Consider the following 16,764-nt stretch of genomic DNA (forward strand, 5'->3'; position numbering starts at 1 on the left):
TTGAATATGAACAAATAAATGTTCGTTTTTGAACACTCTTTAAAATCGTACTTAATCCATTAATCTGATAGTCAGGTATTTGAAATTTATTTTTAGCTGGCATATTTCTGGCATATAGATTATCAAACGAAACAGAAATTATGGACAAGCAGATTATACCTAAAAATAAAAAAATTAAAAAAATGTTGTTATGGGGTCTTCCGATTGCTTTTTTATTGGTGATTATTTTAATCAATGCAACAAGAAAAAAGCAAGTGAATCTAAAAAAAGACAGTATTAGTATTCGTGAAGTTAAAAAAGGAGATTTTGAAGATGTTATTTTATTTAACAGTAGAGTAGAACCAAAAACATCTGTTTTGGTAAATGTAATTCAAGGTGGTTCTGTTTCAGAAATTTTTGTTGAAAGCGGACAAATCATCAAAAAAGGAACATCACTTTTAAAAGTATATAACCCAAATGCAGAGTTAAATTATTTAACCCAAGAAACAGCAATGGTAGAGCAAATTAATAATTTAAGAAACTTACGTGTAAATATTAAAAATCAGCAATTAAGTTTAGACCAACAATTATTAAGCATTGATAATGATTTTAGAAACGCGAATAGACAGTATAAATTAGATTCTACTTTATATAAAAAAGAGGTAATTGCTAGAAATGATTATCAAAAAACGCAACAAGAATATAAGTTTCAAAAAGAAAGAAATGGCGTGATAAAAAAGAGTGTTTTTAACGAAAAAAAAAGTAGAGACAATCAGTTATCTAGAATAAATACTTCTTTAGAAAATATGGAGAAAAGCTTGGAGTTATTGCGTAAAAACAAAGAAAATTTTGTAGTAAAAGCGCCTGTAGATGGTTTGCTGTCTTCTTTCAATCCAATTTTAGGAGAAAGCTACAATCAAGGACAACCCATTGGTAAAATGGACGTTTTAGATGGCTATAAATTAGTTGCGAATGTAGATGAATATTACATTTCTAAATTACAAGAAGGAATTTTAGGTACTGTTACATTAAACGCAAAAAACTACGAAGTAAAATTATCGAAAGTATTTTCAGAAATTGTTGGAGGGCAGTTTAAATTAGAATTAAACTTTAAACAAGATTCACTTTCAAGTGTTGTAAAAAGGGGAATGTCTTTAAAAACGAAAGTGTTTTTATCTGGTAAAACCGAAGCTTTATTATTATCAAAAGGATTGTTTTATCAAAGTACAAATGGTGCTTGGGTTTTTGTTTTAAACTCTGAAAATAAAGCAGTAAAAAGAACGATTAAAATTGGTAGAGAAAACCCTTTTTATTATGAAGTTTTAGAAGGGTTACAAGAAGGAGATAAAGTAATTACCTCTAGTTATGATGATTATGAAAACGTAGAAGAAATTAATATTGAGTAAGTTAAAAAGATTAGAAAGTCGCAAAGCCTCAAAAATGTCAGTTCGAGTGATTTTTCTGACGGAGGAAGAAAAATTGTATCGAGAACTAATAAATTAAAAAGAATGTTTACAAAAAAAGTTCAATTTTACCAAGTAGAAACAGAGTAAACATTGCACTGTGTAGCACTATGTTTCTATGTGGTGTATCAAAAATAAAATAACAATTTAAAAAATATAAGTGATGATAAAAATAACAGATTTAGTAAAGGTTTACAGAACAGAAGAAGTAGAAACAACAGCTTTAAACAAGTTGAGTTTAGAAGTAAAAAAAGGTGAATTTGTTTCCATAATGGGAGCTTCAGGTTGTGGTAAATCTACACTTTTAAACATCATTGGTTTGTTAGATGCTCCAAATGATGGAAGTTACCTTTTTGATGGAACAGAAGTGGCAGCTTTTAGCGAAAAACAAAGAGCGGGTTTACGTAAAGCAAATATCGGGTTTGTGTTTCAAAACTTTAATTTAATTGATGAATTAACGGTTTATGAAAACGTAGAGTTGCCATTAATATATAATAAAGTAAAATCTTTAGAAAGAAAACAACGAGTTACAGAAATATTAGAAAGAATTGGTATTGCACATAGAGCAAAACATTTTCCGTTACAATTGTCTGGTGGTCAGCAACAAAGAGTTGCAGTAGCAAGAGCTTTGGTTACAAACCCGAAGTTGATTTTAGCTGATGAACCTACTGGAAATTTAGATAGTAAAAGCGGTAATGATGTTATGGAATTACTAACAGAATTACATGTAACAGGTGCTACTATTGTTATGGTAACGCATTCTTCTTACGATGCACAATTCTCATCAAGAATTATCACATTGAAAGATGGAGAAATTATTTCAGAAAAAACAAACGAACATAAAGTAGATGTTTTAGTTAAGTAATATTTATCAAAAAAACAGTACCTATGTTACAAATATGGTTTAAAATATTCTTTAGAAACAGTAAGAAAAACTGGTTAAATGCATTGATAAATATCAGTGGATTAACACTTGGTTTGGCTGGTTTATTAATCATTTTATTATATCTAAATGAAGAAAAGAGTTACAATCAGTGGAACCCGAATAAAGAAAGTGTTTACAGAGTAAACATAAAACAACCAAAATCTGGTGAAGTTTGGAACTCTGTAAATCCAGGAATGTATTTAACATATCCTAAAGAAATACCAGAAGTTACAGAAGCTTTAATGGTGGGTTTACACTACAGAAGTAGAGTTTTACAGTATAAAGATGCTTTTGAGTTTACGGATAAAGTAATCTTTACAGAGCCACAGTTTTTTGATTTTTTTCCTTTTGAAATTATTGAAGGTTCTACTGCAAAATTTGCAGAAACAAGAACCAATATTGCGATTTCGAAAGAATATGCAGATCGTCTTTTTAAAGATGAAAAAGCAGTTGGTAATTTTGTTAAAATCAATAATAAAAATTATGCTGTAACCTGTATTTATAAATTGCCAAAAAACACGCATCAAGAGCCAGAGTTATTAATTCAGTTTTCAGAAGCTTTTGAAGTGAATTGGGGAAATCATAATAACGAATTGTTTTGTAGAATTATAGAAGGTACAGATTTGGCTGTTTTAAAGTCAAAAATGAATCAAATTTTTATTAATGCTTATAAGCCTTATGCTAATGAAGCTGGTGTAACCATAGACGAATTTGATAAACGTTATGGAATACCAACTGTACTTTTAGATAAATTAGACACTATTTACTTACATAGTTCTGCAAAAAGAGGGGGACCAAGTGGAACAGGGAATTATCAATTATTAATAGTTTTGTTGGGCTTGTCTATTTTGTTAATTCTTATTTCTTGTGTTAATTTTATTAATTTATCTGTGGCTTCAGCAAGTCAAAGAGCTAAAGAAGTTGGTGTAAAGAAAACATTAGGTTTATCAAAAAAACAATTGCTTTTTCAATATGTATTTGAAATTGTTTTTCAAGGTCTCATTTCTTTTGTAATTGCGCTTGTAATTGTAGAATTGGTATTGCCCTTTTTTAATGAATTTGTAGGTAAAGATATTTCAATTTTACATACCAGTTCATTGTTTACGCTATTTTTAGTTGCTGTAATTATCTCATTTTTTGTTGGAAGTATTCCTGCTTTATATCTATCAAATTTTAAAGCGATAGAAGTTTTAAAAGGAAGTGTCTCTAAAAGTAAAAAAGGGAATTCAGCAAGAAATGTAATGCTTGGACTTCAGTTTTTAATATCAGGATTTTTTATAATAAGTATGCTAATTGTAGGAAATCAGATTAATTATATGCTGCAAAAAGATTTAGGTTTCGATAAAGAACAAGTATTATCTGTCGAGGTTTTTAATATTGAAAATGAGTATAAAAAGTTCTTATTAACACAACAAATTTTATCAAAAAATGAAAACATAACTGCAGTTACCTCAAGTATGTTTGTGCCAGGAGATGGTTTTGTAAACGGTACTTCTTTAAATCATAAAATTAATGACATTGGTTTTAATGCAGCATCTAATTTAGTAGATTATAATTACATAGACTTTGCAAAAATTAAAATTTTAAAAGGAAGAAATTTTTCTAAAGACATTGCATCAGACTCTTTAAATAAATTAATTATAAATGAAACTGCTGCAAAAAAATTGGGTATTGCTAAAAATCCAATTGGCGAAATAGTAGACATTGGTTGGTCTGAAGATGTGAAATTTGAAATTATTGGTGTTATTAAAGATTTTCATTTTGAAGGTTTTGATACTAAAATTGCTCCAATGTTTATGGGGTTATGGAATACTTTTGAATTTGCAAAAACTTGGATGCCTGCAATTCAATTTAAAATAAAAGGAAACAATATTGACCAAACAATTGCAGAAATAGAAACCTTTTGGAAACAAAATGTGGATGCTAAATATCCTTTCTCTTATAAGTTTTTAGATCAAAATTTTGCAAAAACCTATGATAAATATCAAAAGCAACAAACAATGTTTTTAATACTATCAATTCTAGTAATATTAATTTCTCTTTTAGGCTTATTTGCTTTGGCAACCTTAACAATTCAGCAACGTTTAAAAGAAGTTGCTATAAGAAAAACGCTAGGAGCATCCGTAAAAGAAATTATGTTTCAACTATTAAAAAATTTCTTAAAAGTAGTAGTTAGTGCTTCAATAATACTAATTCCGATTGCGTATTATTTTATGGAAAACTGGTTAGAAAACTTTGTGTACAGAGTAGAAATGCCAATATTACCTTATGTATTAACCCCAATTATATTAATAGTTTTAGTTTTTGTAGTTGTTGGTTTAAAAGCTTACAACGCAACAAAAATTGATTTAATTAAATATTTAAAATTCGAATAATTATGTTAAAAACGTGGTTTAAAATATTCTTTAGAAATAGTAAGAAAAACTGGTTAAATCTGGTTATAAATATATTAGGGTTAACCGTAGGTTTTGCTGGTTTATTATTGGTGTTGTTATATTTTAATGATGAGCAAAGCTACAATGCAGAAAACCTTAATGTAGATGAAATTTACAGAGTAATTCATAAAATGTCTGATGGAGATATTTGGGCTAGCAGTACAAATGCAGAAGGTGTTAAGTATAAAGAAGATATACCAGAAATAAATGACTTTTATTTAAGTAATGCTTGGTTAAATAGTTCAGTTGTTAAAATTGATGGAAAACAATTATTTATTGAAGATATATTAAAAGGGACATCTAATTTCTTCTCTTTTTTTCCTTTTGAAATTTTAGAAGGTAGTTCAGAAACCTTTGTTAAAGGTAAAAACCATATAGCAATATCAGAAAAACAAGCAAAAAACTTATTTGGAAAAAAATCTGCTATCGGTAAAACAATTGAATTTAATAATAGAAGTTTTATTATTACTACCGTTTATAAAATAATTGGTAAACATTATTTTATGCCAAATATTGTTATTCAATTTAAAAGAAATCCTGAAGGGCATTGGGGAAATTTTTCTAATAACTTATTTGTAAAATCAAATAAAGGTGCCGTTTTAAATGATATAAATAAAAAAGCAAATGATGTTTGGTTTAAAAATGCAACGGAACCACAAGCTAAAAAAGATGGTCTTTCTACAGAAGAATTCTTTAAAAAACATGGAACAACAGTTATTCTTGAACCTTTAAAAGATATTCGTTTAAAAACAATTGCAGATGAAGCTGGTCCTGAAGGAAAAGGGAATTATCAGTTGATTATAGTTATGTTATCCTTGTCTATTTTATTAATAATAATCTCTTGTGTTAACTTTATAAATCTTTCAATTGCATCAGCAACACAAAGAGCAAAAGAAGTAGGGGTAAAGAAAACTTTAGGGCTTTCTAAATTAATGTTAGTAAAGCAATATGCTTTAGAAATAGTGCTTCAAGGAGTTATTGCTTTCATTTTATCATTATTGGTAGTAGAACTTATTTTGCCTTCTTTTAATGACTTTATGAATAAAGAAATTTCTATTTTAAATTTCTCATTAATTACTAAAGTTGCATTAATCGCATTAATTGTATCTGTCTTTATTGGTTTTATTCCTGCAATTTACCTCTCTAAATTTAAAGCTGTAGAAGTTTTAAAAGGAAATGTTTCTAGAAGTAAACAAGGTGTTTTTGCAAGAAATATTATGTTAGGAATTCAGTTCTTAATTTCTGGGTTTTTTCTTACAGGATCGTTAATAATTTATAACCAAGTAGATTATATGATGAATAAAGATCTGGGTTTTAAAGGAGATCAAGTTATTATGGTATCTATGAATGAATATGAAAATAGATATAAAAAGTATGAATTAGCAAAAAAAGAGTTAATTAAGCACCCAAATATAGATGTTGTAACCAGTAATTCTTTTACAATAGGAGGTGGAAGTTCAATGTCTACAAATGTAAATCATAAAGAACTTTCTATTCAAACATTTGCAAATGCAATAGATTATAATTATTTGAAAACCATGAATGTAACCTTGTTAAAGGGTAGGTTTTTAGATGAAAATAAGGCATCAGATACTATTACAAGTGTTATAATAAATGAAACATTAGCCAAAGCATTTAATATTTACGAAAACCCAATTGGAGAAAAAATTAAACCAGGTTATTACGGAGATAATAAAGTACCAATAACATTAAATGTTATTGGTATGGTTAAAGATTATCATACTCATGGATTAGATCGCAAAATTGTACCAACAATGATGGTTCATTGGAATACCTATAATTGGATTAAAAATAACTTTTGGCAAATTCAATTTAAAATAAAACCAAACAATGTAGCAGAAACCCTAAAATATATAGAAAATTACTGGAAAGAAAATATTGAACAAGGCTACCCTTTTAATGCACAATTTTTAAATATACGATTCGCAAGAACATTTAAGAAATATCAAGACCAAAAAACGTTGTTTTTAATTTTAACAACAGTAGTTATTATAATTTCTCTATTAGGCTTATTTGCGTTGGCTACATTAACTATTCAGCAAAGATTAAAAGAAGTTGCAATCAGAAAAACATTAGGAGCGTCAGTAAAAGAAATAATGTTTCAATTGATAAAAAATTTCTTAAAAATAACTTTAATTGCTTCTGTAATTCTAGTTCCAATAGCGTATTATTTTATGGAAAACTGGCTAGAAGGCTTTGTATATAGAATAGATATGCCAATTTTACCATTTATAATTACACCAATTATACTAACTATTTTAGTTTTTGTGGTCGTTGGTTTAAAAGCGTATAATGCAACCAAAGTAGACTTAATTAAATATTTAAAGTTTGAATAAATTTAAAAAACAGTCACAAACTAAAAATTATGAAGTCTTTTGTATAGTATCTACCTATTCAAAACTAATTTTAAAATAAAAATATGAAATTCAAGTTATTCATTTTATCAATATCATTACTGTTAATCAATACTAATTTGGTTGCACAGAAAACTATAAAATTAAATAAAAGCTTTGATAAAGTCATTGTAAGTCCGCATATAGAAACAATTTTCAAAAAAGGAACTGAATCAAGTATCGAAATTCAAGATATTAATGTTCCAAAAGAAAAATTTAAATACGAATTAGAAAAAGGAACACTTCAAGTGTATTTAGAAGGTGCTAAAACATATACTAAAAATAAAAAGATTGTTATTAAAAATACTGAAAGGAAAGTCCCATTATATAAAGGTAGAGTAGTAAAACTAATTATTACCTATGTAAATGTGGAAACATTTTCTTTAAGAGGAGAAGAAAAAATGACATTTCAAACTCCTTTAATTCAAGAAGAATGCAAATTAAGAATTTACGGAAAATCTGAAGTTACTATTACCAATATTGAAGTAAATAAATTAGATATTTCTATTTATGGAGACAGTTATTTAAATATGGAAAAAGGAACCATTAAGAAGCAAAAAATTACAGCTTATGGAGCAAGTAAAGTAATGGCTTCAGACGTTAAATCAAAAGAAACTAAATTAACAGCTTATGGAAGCGGAACTTTTCAGTTTAATGTTTCTGAAAGAATTAAAGTAAGTGCTTATGGAGAAGCAACTGTACTTTATAAAGGAAATGCTCAACTAAAGAAAGGAATTGTTATTGGAGATTCTACCATAAGAAAAGTGCTCTAGTATTGTCTTTTGAGCGTTCCCAGAGGTCGGGCTTTACGCACTCGCTTTTTTACAAAAAAGTAAAAAGAGCTCAAATAAAGCTTCAATCCCTAACGCAAAAAAAAAATCAGCTTTTAGAATTTTCTAAAAGCTGATTTTTTTTTATATAATAAGGAGTTTATTTTTTTATTTCAATACCATTTTTTCTAGGTCTTCTTTCTCTAAAAGTACCCGCAAAAAGAAGTCCACCAATAATACCCATAAGTATAAAAGCAACTTGTTCAAATAAGTTTGCAGAACCTGTTGTAGTAGCCGGATTAAAAAATGAACTACTTAAACCCATAAAGGACTTACTTCCTGGTACAAGCATTACAACTCCTTGAATTAAATAAACGGTTTTTGGAGTTTTAGAAATTAGACCAAATAAACGACTCATTGCAACCACAACCAAAGTACCTATAAAAGTACTCACTAATACACCGTAACCAGAGAATAATACAGTCATTAAAAAAGCAATAACACCAGTTAGTACTCCAAAAAGCATGTCTTTTTTTCGAACTTGAAATATTGGTAAAAGCGTAATTGATAATATAGGAATGGCAAAAAATATAGTCCATTTTGGCATTTCAGAAACATGATATGTTAAGTCGATATCAACCAAAGATGTCATTAATGCTAAACCAAGCAATACTCCAAAAAACTGTTTAAATAGTAAAAGAATTGCATCAAAAAGTTTTGCGCCTCCAGAAACCAAACTTTTAGAAGTTATTTCTTCTAAAGCAGTTGTAATTGCTAATCCGGGAATAAAAATAATAATAGAGGCTAATATGGTTAAGCCTAAATTAAAGTTTGGAAAAACTAATGTTAATAAACAACAGATAATAGTTACAACTAAAGCACTTAAAGACTCGAAGACGTTTTCTAAATATTTAGATTTACTTGTTAAAAAAACTAAAAGATAAATAAATGCGCCTAACAATAATGAAAAAGCAAAAGACACCAAATTAGTACCAATTAATATACTAAAACAACCTGCAGAAAAAGCATGTGCCAACGTTAATCGAAAGTGATTTATAACCTTGGTTTTGGCATGAATACTATTCAATTCTTCATTTAATTGGGCATTGTCAATTTTAGAATCTATAACCTTATTAGTCAATTCTGCAATTCTAGAATAAGCACCTAAATTTAAAGAACCAGGTAGCACACATTCAACATAATTATACGATTTTTCACCTTCATAGAAAACATAATTTATCCAAGTAGGGGAATCCATAAAGCTACCAGTAATGCCTTGTTTTTTAGCAACTTCTGTTAGGTAAGCTTGAATCTTATATGAAGGAATACCGTATACGTGCAACGCTTTTCCTAGTGCAACTATAAATTGATATTTTTCTGGAATTTTCATTTGTATTTATTAAATAATGTTGTTTTATTAATTATTAGAGCAAAAAAAAAAGGGCTTTTAAAAAAGCCCTTTAGAGATACTTTTTTTTTGAAATTATTTCGTTAACCAGTTTTTAGCATTTACAAAAGCTTCTAACCAAGGAGAAACTTCATCTTTTCTACCTGCTGGGTAATTAGCCCAATTCCATTGAAATGTAGAACGTTCTATATGTGGCATTGTTACTAAATGACGACCAGTTTTATCACACATCATAGCGGTGTTAAAATCTGAACCATTTGGGTTATTTGGATATCCTTCATAACCATATTTTGCAACAATATTATAGTTCTCTTCAGCTTCTGGTAAGTTGAACTTTCCTTCACCATGAGAGATCCAAACACCTAATTCTGTTCCTGCTAAACTAGATAACATTACAGAATCATTTTCTTGAATTATTACAGAAGTAAAAGAACTTTCATGCTTTTTAGAATCGTTGTGTACTAATTTTCCATGTACTTTATGTTCTGGGTTAATTAAGTCTAATTCCATCCATAATTGTGCTCCATTACAAATACCAACTGATAATGTATCTTCTCTTTTAAAGAAGTTTTTTAACGCTTTCTTTGCTTTTGCATTGTATAAAAATGCACCAGCCCAACCTTTAGCAGAACCTAAAACATCAGAATTAGAGAAACCTCCAACAGCACCTATAAACTGAATGTCTTCTAAAGTTTCACGACCAGAAATTAAATCTGTCATGTGAACATCCTTCACATCAAAACCAGCTAAATACATTGCATTAGCCATTTCACGTTCAGAATTTGAACCTTTTTCACGAATTATTGCTGCTTTTGGTTTTGTTCCTTTAGCGTTTATCTTTGGTAATATTCCTTTAAAGTTCTTTGGAAAAGTAAACTGTAAAGGCTGCTTTTTATAATTATCAAAACGATCTTGAGCTAAATTATTAGCAGTTTGTTTTTGATCTAATAAGAAAGAAGTTTTATACCAAATATCTCTCATTTCAGTAACATCAAAAGAGAAATTTTCTTCACTGTTTTGAATATTTACAGTTCCTGAATTAGTTGCCTTTCCAATATTGAAAAATTCAATATTATTTTCTGATAAAATTGTCTCTACAGAAGCGTCTGCTTGAAAAACAATTCCTGAATTTTCAGCAAATAATACTCTTATAGAGTCTTCTTCATTTAAAGAAGAAATATCAAAATCTGCTCCTAAATTAACATCAGCAAAACACATTTCTAATAAAGTTGTAATTAATCCACCAGAAGCCACATCATGTCCTGCAGTAATTTTATCACCTTTAATTAATTCTTGAATTGTATTAAAAGTATTCTTTACAAAAGTAGCATCTTTTACATCAGGAGCTTGATTACCAATCGTATTTAAAACTTGGTAGAAAGAACTTCCACCTAATTTAAATTCATCTTGAGAAATATTAATATAATAAATATTTCCTCCATCAAGTTTTAAAAGAGGTTCAACAACTTTACTTATTTCATTACAGTTTCCTGCAGCAGAAATAATAACGGTTCCTGGAGCAATTACTTCACTATCAGCATATTTTTGCTTCATTGATAAAGAATCTTTTCCTGTTGGTACATTGATTCCTAAATCTATAGAAAATTCTGAAACAGCTTTTACTGCTTTGTATAAACGGGCATCTTCACCCTCATTTTTACAAGGCCACATCCAGTTAGCAGAGAGCGACACGCTCTTTAAGTTTACTTTTAGTGGTGCCCAAATTAAGTTGGTAAGAGATTCTGTAATTGCATTTCTACTTCCTGCAGCAGGATCAATTAACCCAGAAATAGGAGAGTGCCCTATTGAAGTTGCAACTCCTTCTTTTCCTTTATAATCTAACGCCATTACACCAACGTTATTTAACGGGATTTGTAATGGACCAACACATTGTTGTTTGGCAACTTTACCACCAACACATCTATCTACTTTATTTGTTAACCAATCTTTACAAGCAACAGCTTCTAATTGTAAAACTTGAGTTAAATAATTGTTGAAATTCTTAACCTTATATCTTGAATTCTTATAATTTCTTTTTACAGTTTTATCTGTTAATACAGTTTTAGGAGAAGAACCAAACATATCTTCTAAAGCTAAATCCATTGGTTTTTCACCTGTTGATTTAGATTCAAAAGTAAAACGATCATCACCTGTAACTTCACCAACAGTGTACATTGGAGAACGCTCACGTTCTGCAATTTTTTGTAAAGTATCTATATGCTTTTCGGCAATAACTAATCCCATTCTTTCTTGAGATTCGTTACCTATAATTTCTTTAGCAGATAGGGTAGGGTCTCCAACAGGTAATTTATCTAAATCGATTTTTCCACCAGTATCTTCTACTAATTCTGATAAACAATTTAAATGTCCACCAGCACCATGATCGTGAATAGAAACAATAAAATTTTCTTCACTTTCTACCATTCCTCGAACGGCATTTGCTGCACGTTTTTGCATTTCTGGATTAGAACGTTGTACAGCGTTTAATTCAATTCCTGAATCTAATGCACCAGTATCTGCAGATGAAACTGCAGCTCCACCCATTCCAATTCTGTAGTTTTCACCGCCAAGAATTACAATTTTATCACCCTCTTTAGGTGTGTCTTTTAATGCTTGTTCTGCTTTTCCATAACCAATTCCACCAGCTTGCATGATTACTTTATCATATCCAAGTTTTCTAGGTTTAGATTCACTAGATGAAGAATTCTCTTCATGCTCAAAAGTTAATACAGAACCTGTAATTAAAGGTTGCCCAAATTTATTACCAAAATCTGAAGCTCCGTTTGATGCTTTTATTAAAATATCCATTGGCGTTTGGTACAACCAATCTCTTGCTTCAAATTTATTTTCCCAATATCTTGTGTTCTTAACAGCATCGATAGAAGCTTCTAAACGAGAGTAAGAAGTCATATAAACAGCAGTTCCTGCCAAAGGTAAAGAACCTTTTCCTCCAGCTAGTCTATCTCTAATTTCTCCTCCAGAACCAGTTGCGGCACCATTAAAAGGCTCAACAGTTGTTGGGAAATTATGTGTTTCTGCTTTTATAGAAATAACAGAATTAAAATTTTCTGTTTGATAAAAGTCTGGTTTGTCTGCTGTTTTAGGAGCAAATTGTTCCACTTTAGGTCCTTTTACAAAAGCAACATTGTCTTTGTATGCAGAAACAATATCGTTAGGAAATTGCTTAGATGTTTCTTTTATTAACTTGAATAAAGATGCTGGCATTTCTTCGCCATCAATAACAAAAGTTCCATTAAATATTTTATGACGACAGTGTTCTGAGTTTACTTGAGAAAACCCAAATACTTCCGAATCTGTTAATTTTCTTCCAATTTTAGTCGCAACACTTTCTAGGTATTCAACTTCTTCATCACTTAATGATAACCCTTCTTGATTATTATATGCAGCGATGTCTTCAATATCTAAAATTGCTACTGGTTGCACATCAAGATCAAATGACTCTTGATGTAAGCCATTGAATTTTTCAGAAATCATTGGGTCAAAATCAGAAGCGTCTTCAGTAGAAGCAACAAATTCTTCAATTCTAATGATATCTTTGATTCCCATATTTTGGGTGATTTCAACAGCATTTGTACTCCAAGGAGTAATCATTGCTGCTCTTGGGCCAATAAAAAAAGCATCTATGGATGTTTCTTCTATTTTTGGTTGATTTGCAAATAACCAAGTTAATTTAGAAATTGTTTTGGCTGTTAATTCTTTTGTTGTTTGAACAGCGAAAAATTTACTATTTTTGTCTCCAAAGAAATGAATCATTTTAGTGTTGTGTTTGCGTTTTGTTGTAAAATGCAAATTTACCTTTTTTCAACTTAATTACAGTGAATTATTTAAGTGAAATTGGTTCATTGTTTATGTGTTTATAAACCAAAAAAAAAGACAACTTAAAAAGTTGTCTTTTTTTAGTTTTTTTTTGAAAACTTATGACTTTATTAGCTTTTTAGTAGTACTACCATTTCCTGTAATTATTTTTAAAAGATATATTCCTTTTTGTAGTGAAGAAACATCAATTTTACTTTTACTACTATTTATACTATCTGTAAGCATTAATTTACCAAGTACATTGTAAATTTTAATACTTGAATCTTGTGAAGTTTTTATAAATAAATCATTTCCACTTACTGGATTTGGATAGATATTAAAAGATTCAAAAGAGTTTTCTTTTGTGCTTAAAGTACTTGTAAAGCTACCAATACCGTCAAAAGTATTTTCTGGAAAAGAAGTCCATTCACCTTGTTCATTATAAGTAGTATTTGGTCCACTAACATCTCCATTTCTTCTTAATGTAGTGTCTTGATATACAAACCCTTCGCTGCCATTAAATTTACCTACAATATCTATTAAAACTCCATTTTTAAATAAGCCAACAGGATCATCTCCATTAAAACTTAAAGGTGCACCGTTATCTATATTTGCATTTGTTTGCAAATCAGATTCCGCTACTAAAATACTATTATCTGCTCCTGGATTTGTAATTACAAAAACATCATTAGGTAGAATGCTTTTTATAGAACCACTGTCTAGGAAAAAAGCATCTGACCAAGAACCACCACCACTAGGGTTTCTTCTTAAATCATACGCAGCTAAATCAACTGTACTTCCTGTAAGATTTACAATTTCGATTGCTTTATTATTACCTCCGGCAGGTTCTACATATTCTGAAATAAATAATTCTGAAGCAACGCCAGTTCCGCCAGCGGTAGTTGTTGCATTTACCGTTGATGATTGTGTAGAATTATTCCCTGAAGTATCTTTTGCAATAACGTAAGAAGTATAACTTGTAGAAGCCGTTAAACTTGAAATTGTATATGATAATTCTGTCACAGTTGAGTTTAAGTTTCCGTTTAAATAAACTTCATAAGATGCAACTTCATTATTATCTGTTGAAGCTGTCCAAGTTAATTTAAAAGAACTATCAGAAATATTACTAGTAGTTACATTTGTTGGTGTAGAAGGTGCAATACTATCTTGTAATGTTGTTCCGTTTACAGCTGTAGATTGTGCAGATTTATTATTAACTAAATCTTTTGCTAATACAGTTATAGAATAGGTTGTGTTAGGGTTTAAGTTTGAAATTGATACAGTAGTATTTGCTGTTTGTTTTGTTAAAGTACCATTTACAAAAACATCATAACCAGTTACAGCTTCGTTATCTGTAGAAGCAGTCCAAGTAACATCAAAAGAAGTAAAGTTTATATTACTTATTGCTACATCAGTAGGCACAGTTGGTGCTTCTGAATCATTTGTTGTGTAAATTCCCCAAGTATCTTGAGCAGAATCTCCACCCCAAATTCTTGTTGCTAAAAAAGGATTATCTATAAATGGATTTCTGTTTCCTTGTGCAGAAGAGTTAGTAGTGTTTTCATGATATGTATTTCTTCCTCTTTCAAAATCAGAAACAGGGTCTTCTACATTCCAAACTAAAAATAAATCAATCATATCATCTGGAGTATTGGCATTATTACCTACACCAACAGCGGTTGGTAAACAAACGCTACCATATCGCAAATACATGTACATAATCATTCTTGCAACATCACCTTTCCATTCGTCACCAGGATACCAAGCAGCTGTATTTGGTCCATCTAAACCTTGATGAAAATCAATTGTAGAAAAACGAGAATTTCCAGTACCTCTACCAAATTTTCTATTACTTCTAGAAGAGTTTCTACTTGGGTCGGAAGGTCTTAAATGATGAGCGTCTGATCCAGGACCTGTAGTTCCTAAATTAGGATTCCCTAAAGATTTTGGAAAAATATGCTCTCTGTTCCATTGAGAACTACCACCTCCATTATCATTTATGCCTCTTTCTCTATCATTATCTATTGGTTGATCAGTTCCATTTTCATAGCCATATACTAATAAAACTTCTGCTGAATTTGAAGGGTTTACATCTGTTATTTTAGATGCAATCCAAACATCTGGTGTGTAAGTTAAAAAATTAACGTGCGTATTCGTTATTTTTGTGGCCAAAGCATTTTTTAAAGAAATGCCAGTTAATTGTAAATCTACATCGTTATAATAAGCTTCTTGAGAATAAGAATTGAAAGATGTAATTGCTAAAATAAAAAGGAGTAATTTTTTCATCATATTTATATTATTATTTTCGTTCTAATAGCGCCATGTAAAATCCATCGAAACCAGAAGTATGCGCTAATACTTTTTTATCTGACACAAATATAAAATCTTTTCCTGAATCTGATGTTAAGAAAGTCTTAACTTGATTTTGATTTTCTGAAGGTAAAACAGAACAAGTAGCATACACCATTTTTCCTCCTGGTTTTACCATTTTAGAATAACTCTGTAAAATTTCTTGTTGTATCTTTTTAATATTATCAATAAATTCTGGTTGTAATTTCCATTTAGAATCAGGGTTTCTACGAATTACACCTAAACCAGAACAAGGAGCATCAATTAAAACTCTATCTGCTTTTCCATGTAGTTTTTTAATAGGTTTTGTAGAATCAATAACACGCATGTCTATATTGTGTGCTTTATTTCTTTTTGCCCTAACTTTTAATTTACGGAGTTTACTTTCGTAAATATCCATAGCAATAATCTGACCTTTATTTTCCATTAAGGCAGATAAATGCAACGTTTTACCACCAGCACCAGCACATGTATCTACAACTTTCATACCTGGTTTTACATCTAAATATGCAGCAACCAATTGAGAAGAAGCATCTTGAACTTCAAAAAAACCATTATGAAAAGCTTCTGTTCTAAAAACATTTGCTCTTTCTGGTAAAATTAACGCATCTGGGTGATTTGGTACTAACTCTGTAATTACATTTTCTGCATGCAATTTTTTCTGAAGAATTTCTCTTGAAATATTTAAAGTATTGGTTCTTAAAATTACGTTTGCTTGTATATTTAAAGCAGCAATTTCTTTGGTCCACATTTCTTCACCTAATTCAGAAACACATAATTCATCCATCCAATCTGGAATAGATTCTCTAAATTTTCTTGTTTTAGACAATTCATCAAAACGACCTTTAATTTTTCTTTCTGGTACATCACCAATTTGATTCCAATCTGGTAATGCAATTCCTCTTAAAATACACCACACAGAAAATAACCTCCAAATATTGTCTCTATCATAAGGTGCTTTAACTTCAGCAATTTCTGCATATAATCTGTTCCAACGAACAACATCATAAATTGTTTCTGCAACAAATTTACGATCTCTTGCTCCCCAACGTTTGTCTCTTTTTAAAGCTTTTTCTACCGCTTTATCTGCATAAACACCTTCGTTAAATATATCTCTAATGCTATCAATAACAGCAAAAGTTAAGTTTCTGTGTAATCTCATTTTTTTTCTTGATAATGGGCTGCAAAGATACATTAAATAAAAG

The 16,764-nt window shown here is 29.7% G+C and carries 9 protein-coding genes; 5 read left to right on the forward strand and 4 right to left on the reverse strand.

Translation table 11 applies throughout. From position 1 onward, the window contains the following. Window positions 1–140: 140 nt before the first annotated feature. The 5 genes from V3V28_RS07200 (at window position 141) to V3V28_RS07220 (ending at window position 7,989) form a co-directional block, all read left to right on the forward strand. On the forward strand, window positions 141–1,385 hold the full coding sequence (locus V3V28_RS07200; RefSeq protein ID WP_331364345.1) for an efflux RND transporter periplasmic adaptor subunit: 1,245 nt from the start codon (window positions 141–143) through the stop codon (window positions 1,383–1,385). Between the two features lie 220 nt (window positions 1,386–1,605). Further along, the gene (locus V3V28_RS07205; protein WP_331364346.1) at window positions 1,606–2,307 is read left to right on the forward strand and encodes an ABC transporter ATP-binding protein; all 702 of its coding nucleotides are present in this window, start codon (window positions 1,606–1,608) and stop codon (window positions 2,305–2,307) included. Window positions 2,308–2,330: 23 nt separating this feature from the next. After that, complete coding sequence (locus V3V28_RS07210) at window positions 2,331–4,742, forward strand: ABC transporter permease (RefSeq protein WP_331364347.1); 2,412 nt, start codon at window positions 2,331–2,333, stop codon at window positions 4,740–4,742. Between the two features lie 2 nt (window positions 4,743–4,744). Next, entirely contained in the window at window positions 4,745–7,159 is a 2,415-nt protein-coding gene (locus tag V3V28_RS07215; RefSeq protein ID WP_331364348.1) for an ABC transporter permease, read from the forward strand. 83 nt (window positions 7,160–7,242) lie between these two features. Next, window positions 7,243–7,989 carry a head GIN domain-containing protein gene (locus tag V3V28_RS07220; protein WP_331364349.1) on the forward strand — a complete coding sequence of 249 codons (747 nt, stop codon included), beginning with the start codon at window positions 7,243–7,245 and terminating at the stop codon, window positions 7,987–7,989. A gap of 157 nt (window positions 7,990–8,146) precedes the next feature. On the opposite strand, the gene V3V28_RS07225 is transcribed toward V3V28_RS07220, so the two are convergent. The 4 genes from V3V28_RS07225 to V3V28_RS07240 form a co-directional block, all read right to left on the reverse strand. After that, entirely contained in the window at window positions 8,147–9,376 is a 1,230-nt protein-coding gene (locus V3V28_RS07225) for a threonine/serine ThrE exporter family protein (protein ID WP_331364350.1), read from the reverse strand. Between the two features lie 93 nt (window positions 9,377–9,469). After that, window positions 9,470–13,168, reverse strand: a complete 3,699-nt coding sequence (purL, locus tag V3V28_RS07230) for a phosphoribosylformylglycinamidine synthase (RefSeq protein ID WP_331364351.1) — start codon at window positions 13,166–13,168, stop codon at window positions 9,470–9,472. Window positions 13,169–13,330: 162 nt separating this feature from the next. Next, on the reverse strand, window positions 13,331–15,496 hold the full coding sequence (locus V3V28_RS07235; RefSeq protein WP_331364352.1) for an endonuclease: 2,166 nt from the start codon (window positions 15,494–15,496) through the stop codon (window positions 13,331–13,333). Between the two features lie 13 nt (window positions 15,497–15,509). Beyond that, window positions 15,510–16,721 (reverse strand): RsmB/NOP family class I SAM-dependent RNA methyltransferase, encoded by a 1,212-nt coding sequence (locus V3V28_RS07240; RefSeq protein ID WP_331364353.1) that lies wholly within the window; start codon window positions 16,719–16,721, stop codon window positions 15,510–15,512. Window positions 16,722–16,764: the final 43 nt, after the last annotated feature.

Source organism: Polaribacter sp. (assembly GCF_036480315.1).
Lineage (GTDB): Bacteria > Bacteroidota > Bacteroidia > Flavobacteriales > Flavobacteriaceae > Polaribacter.

What these genes read in the sequence shown, in the direction of transcription:
- V3V28_RS07215 (WP_331364348.1), top strand. Translation starts at nt 4,745, where the DNA reads ATGTTAAAAACGTGGTTTAAAATATTCTTTAGAAATAGTAAGAAAAAC.
- V3V28_RS07240 (WP_331364353.1), bottom strand. Translation starts at nt 16,721, where the DNA reads ATGAGATTACACAGAAACTTAACTTTTGCTGTTATTGATAGCATTAGA.
- V3V28_RS07220 (WP_331364349.1), top strand. Translation starts at nt 7,243, where the DNA reads ATGAAATTCAAGTTATTCATTTTATCAATATCATTACTGTTAATCAAT.
- purL (WP_331364351.1), bottom strand. Translation starts at nt 13,168, where the DNA reads ATGATTCATTTCTTTGGAGACAAAAATAGTAAATTTTTCGCTGTTCAA.
- V3V28_RS07225 (WP_331364350.1), bottom strand. Translation starts at nt 9,376, where the DNA reads ATGAAAATTCCAGAAAAATATCAATTTATAGTTGCACTAGGAAAAGCG.
- V3V28_RS07200 (WP_331364345.1), top strand. Translation starts at nt 141, where the DNA reads ATGGACAAGCAGATTATACCTAAAAATAAAAAAATTAAAAAAATGTTG.
- V3V28_RS07210 (WP_331364347.1), top strand. Translation starts at nt 2,331, where the DNA reads ATGTTACAAATATGGTTTAAAATATTCTTTAGAAACAGTAAGAAAAAC.
- V3V28_RS07205 (WP_331364346.1), top strand. Translation starts at nt 1,606, where the DNA reads ATGATAAAAATAACAGATTTAGTAAAGGTTTACAGAACAGAAGAAGTA.
- V3V28_RS07235 (WP_331364352.1), bottom strand. Translation starts at nt 15,496, where the DNA reads ATGAAAAAATTACTCCTTTTTATTTTAGCAATTACATCTTTCAATTCT.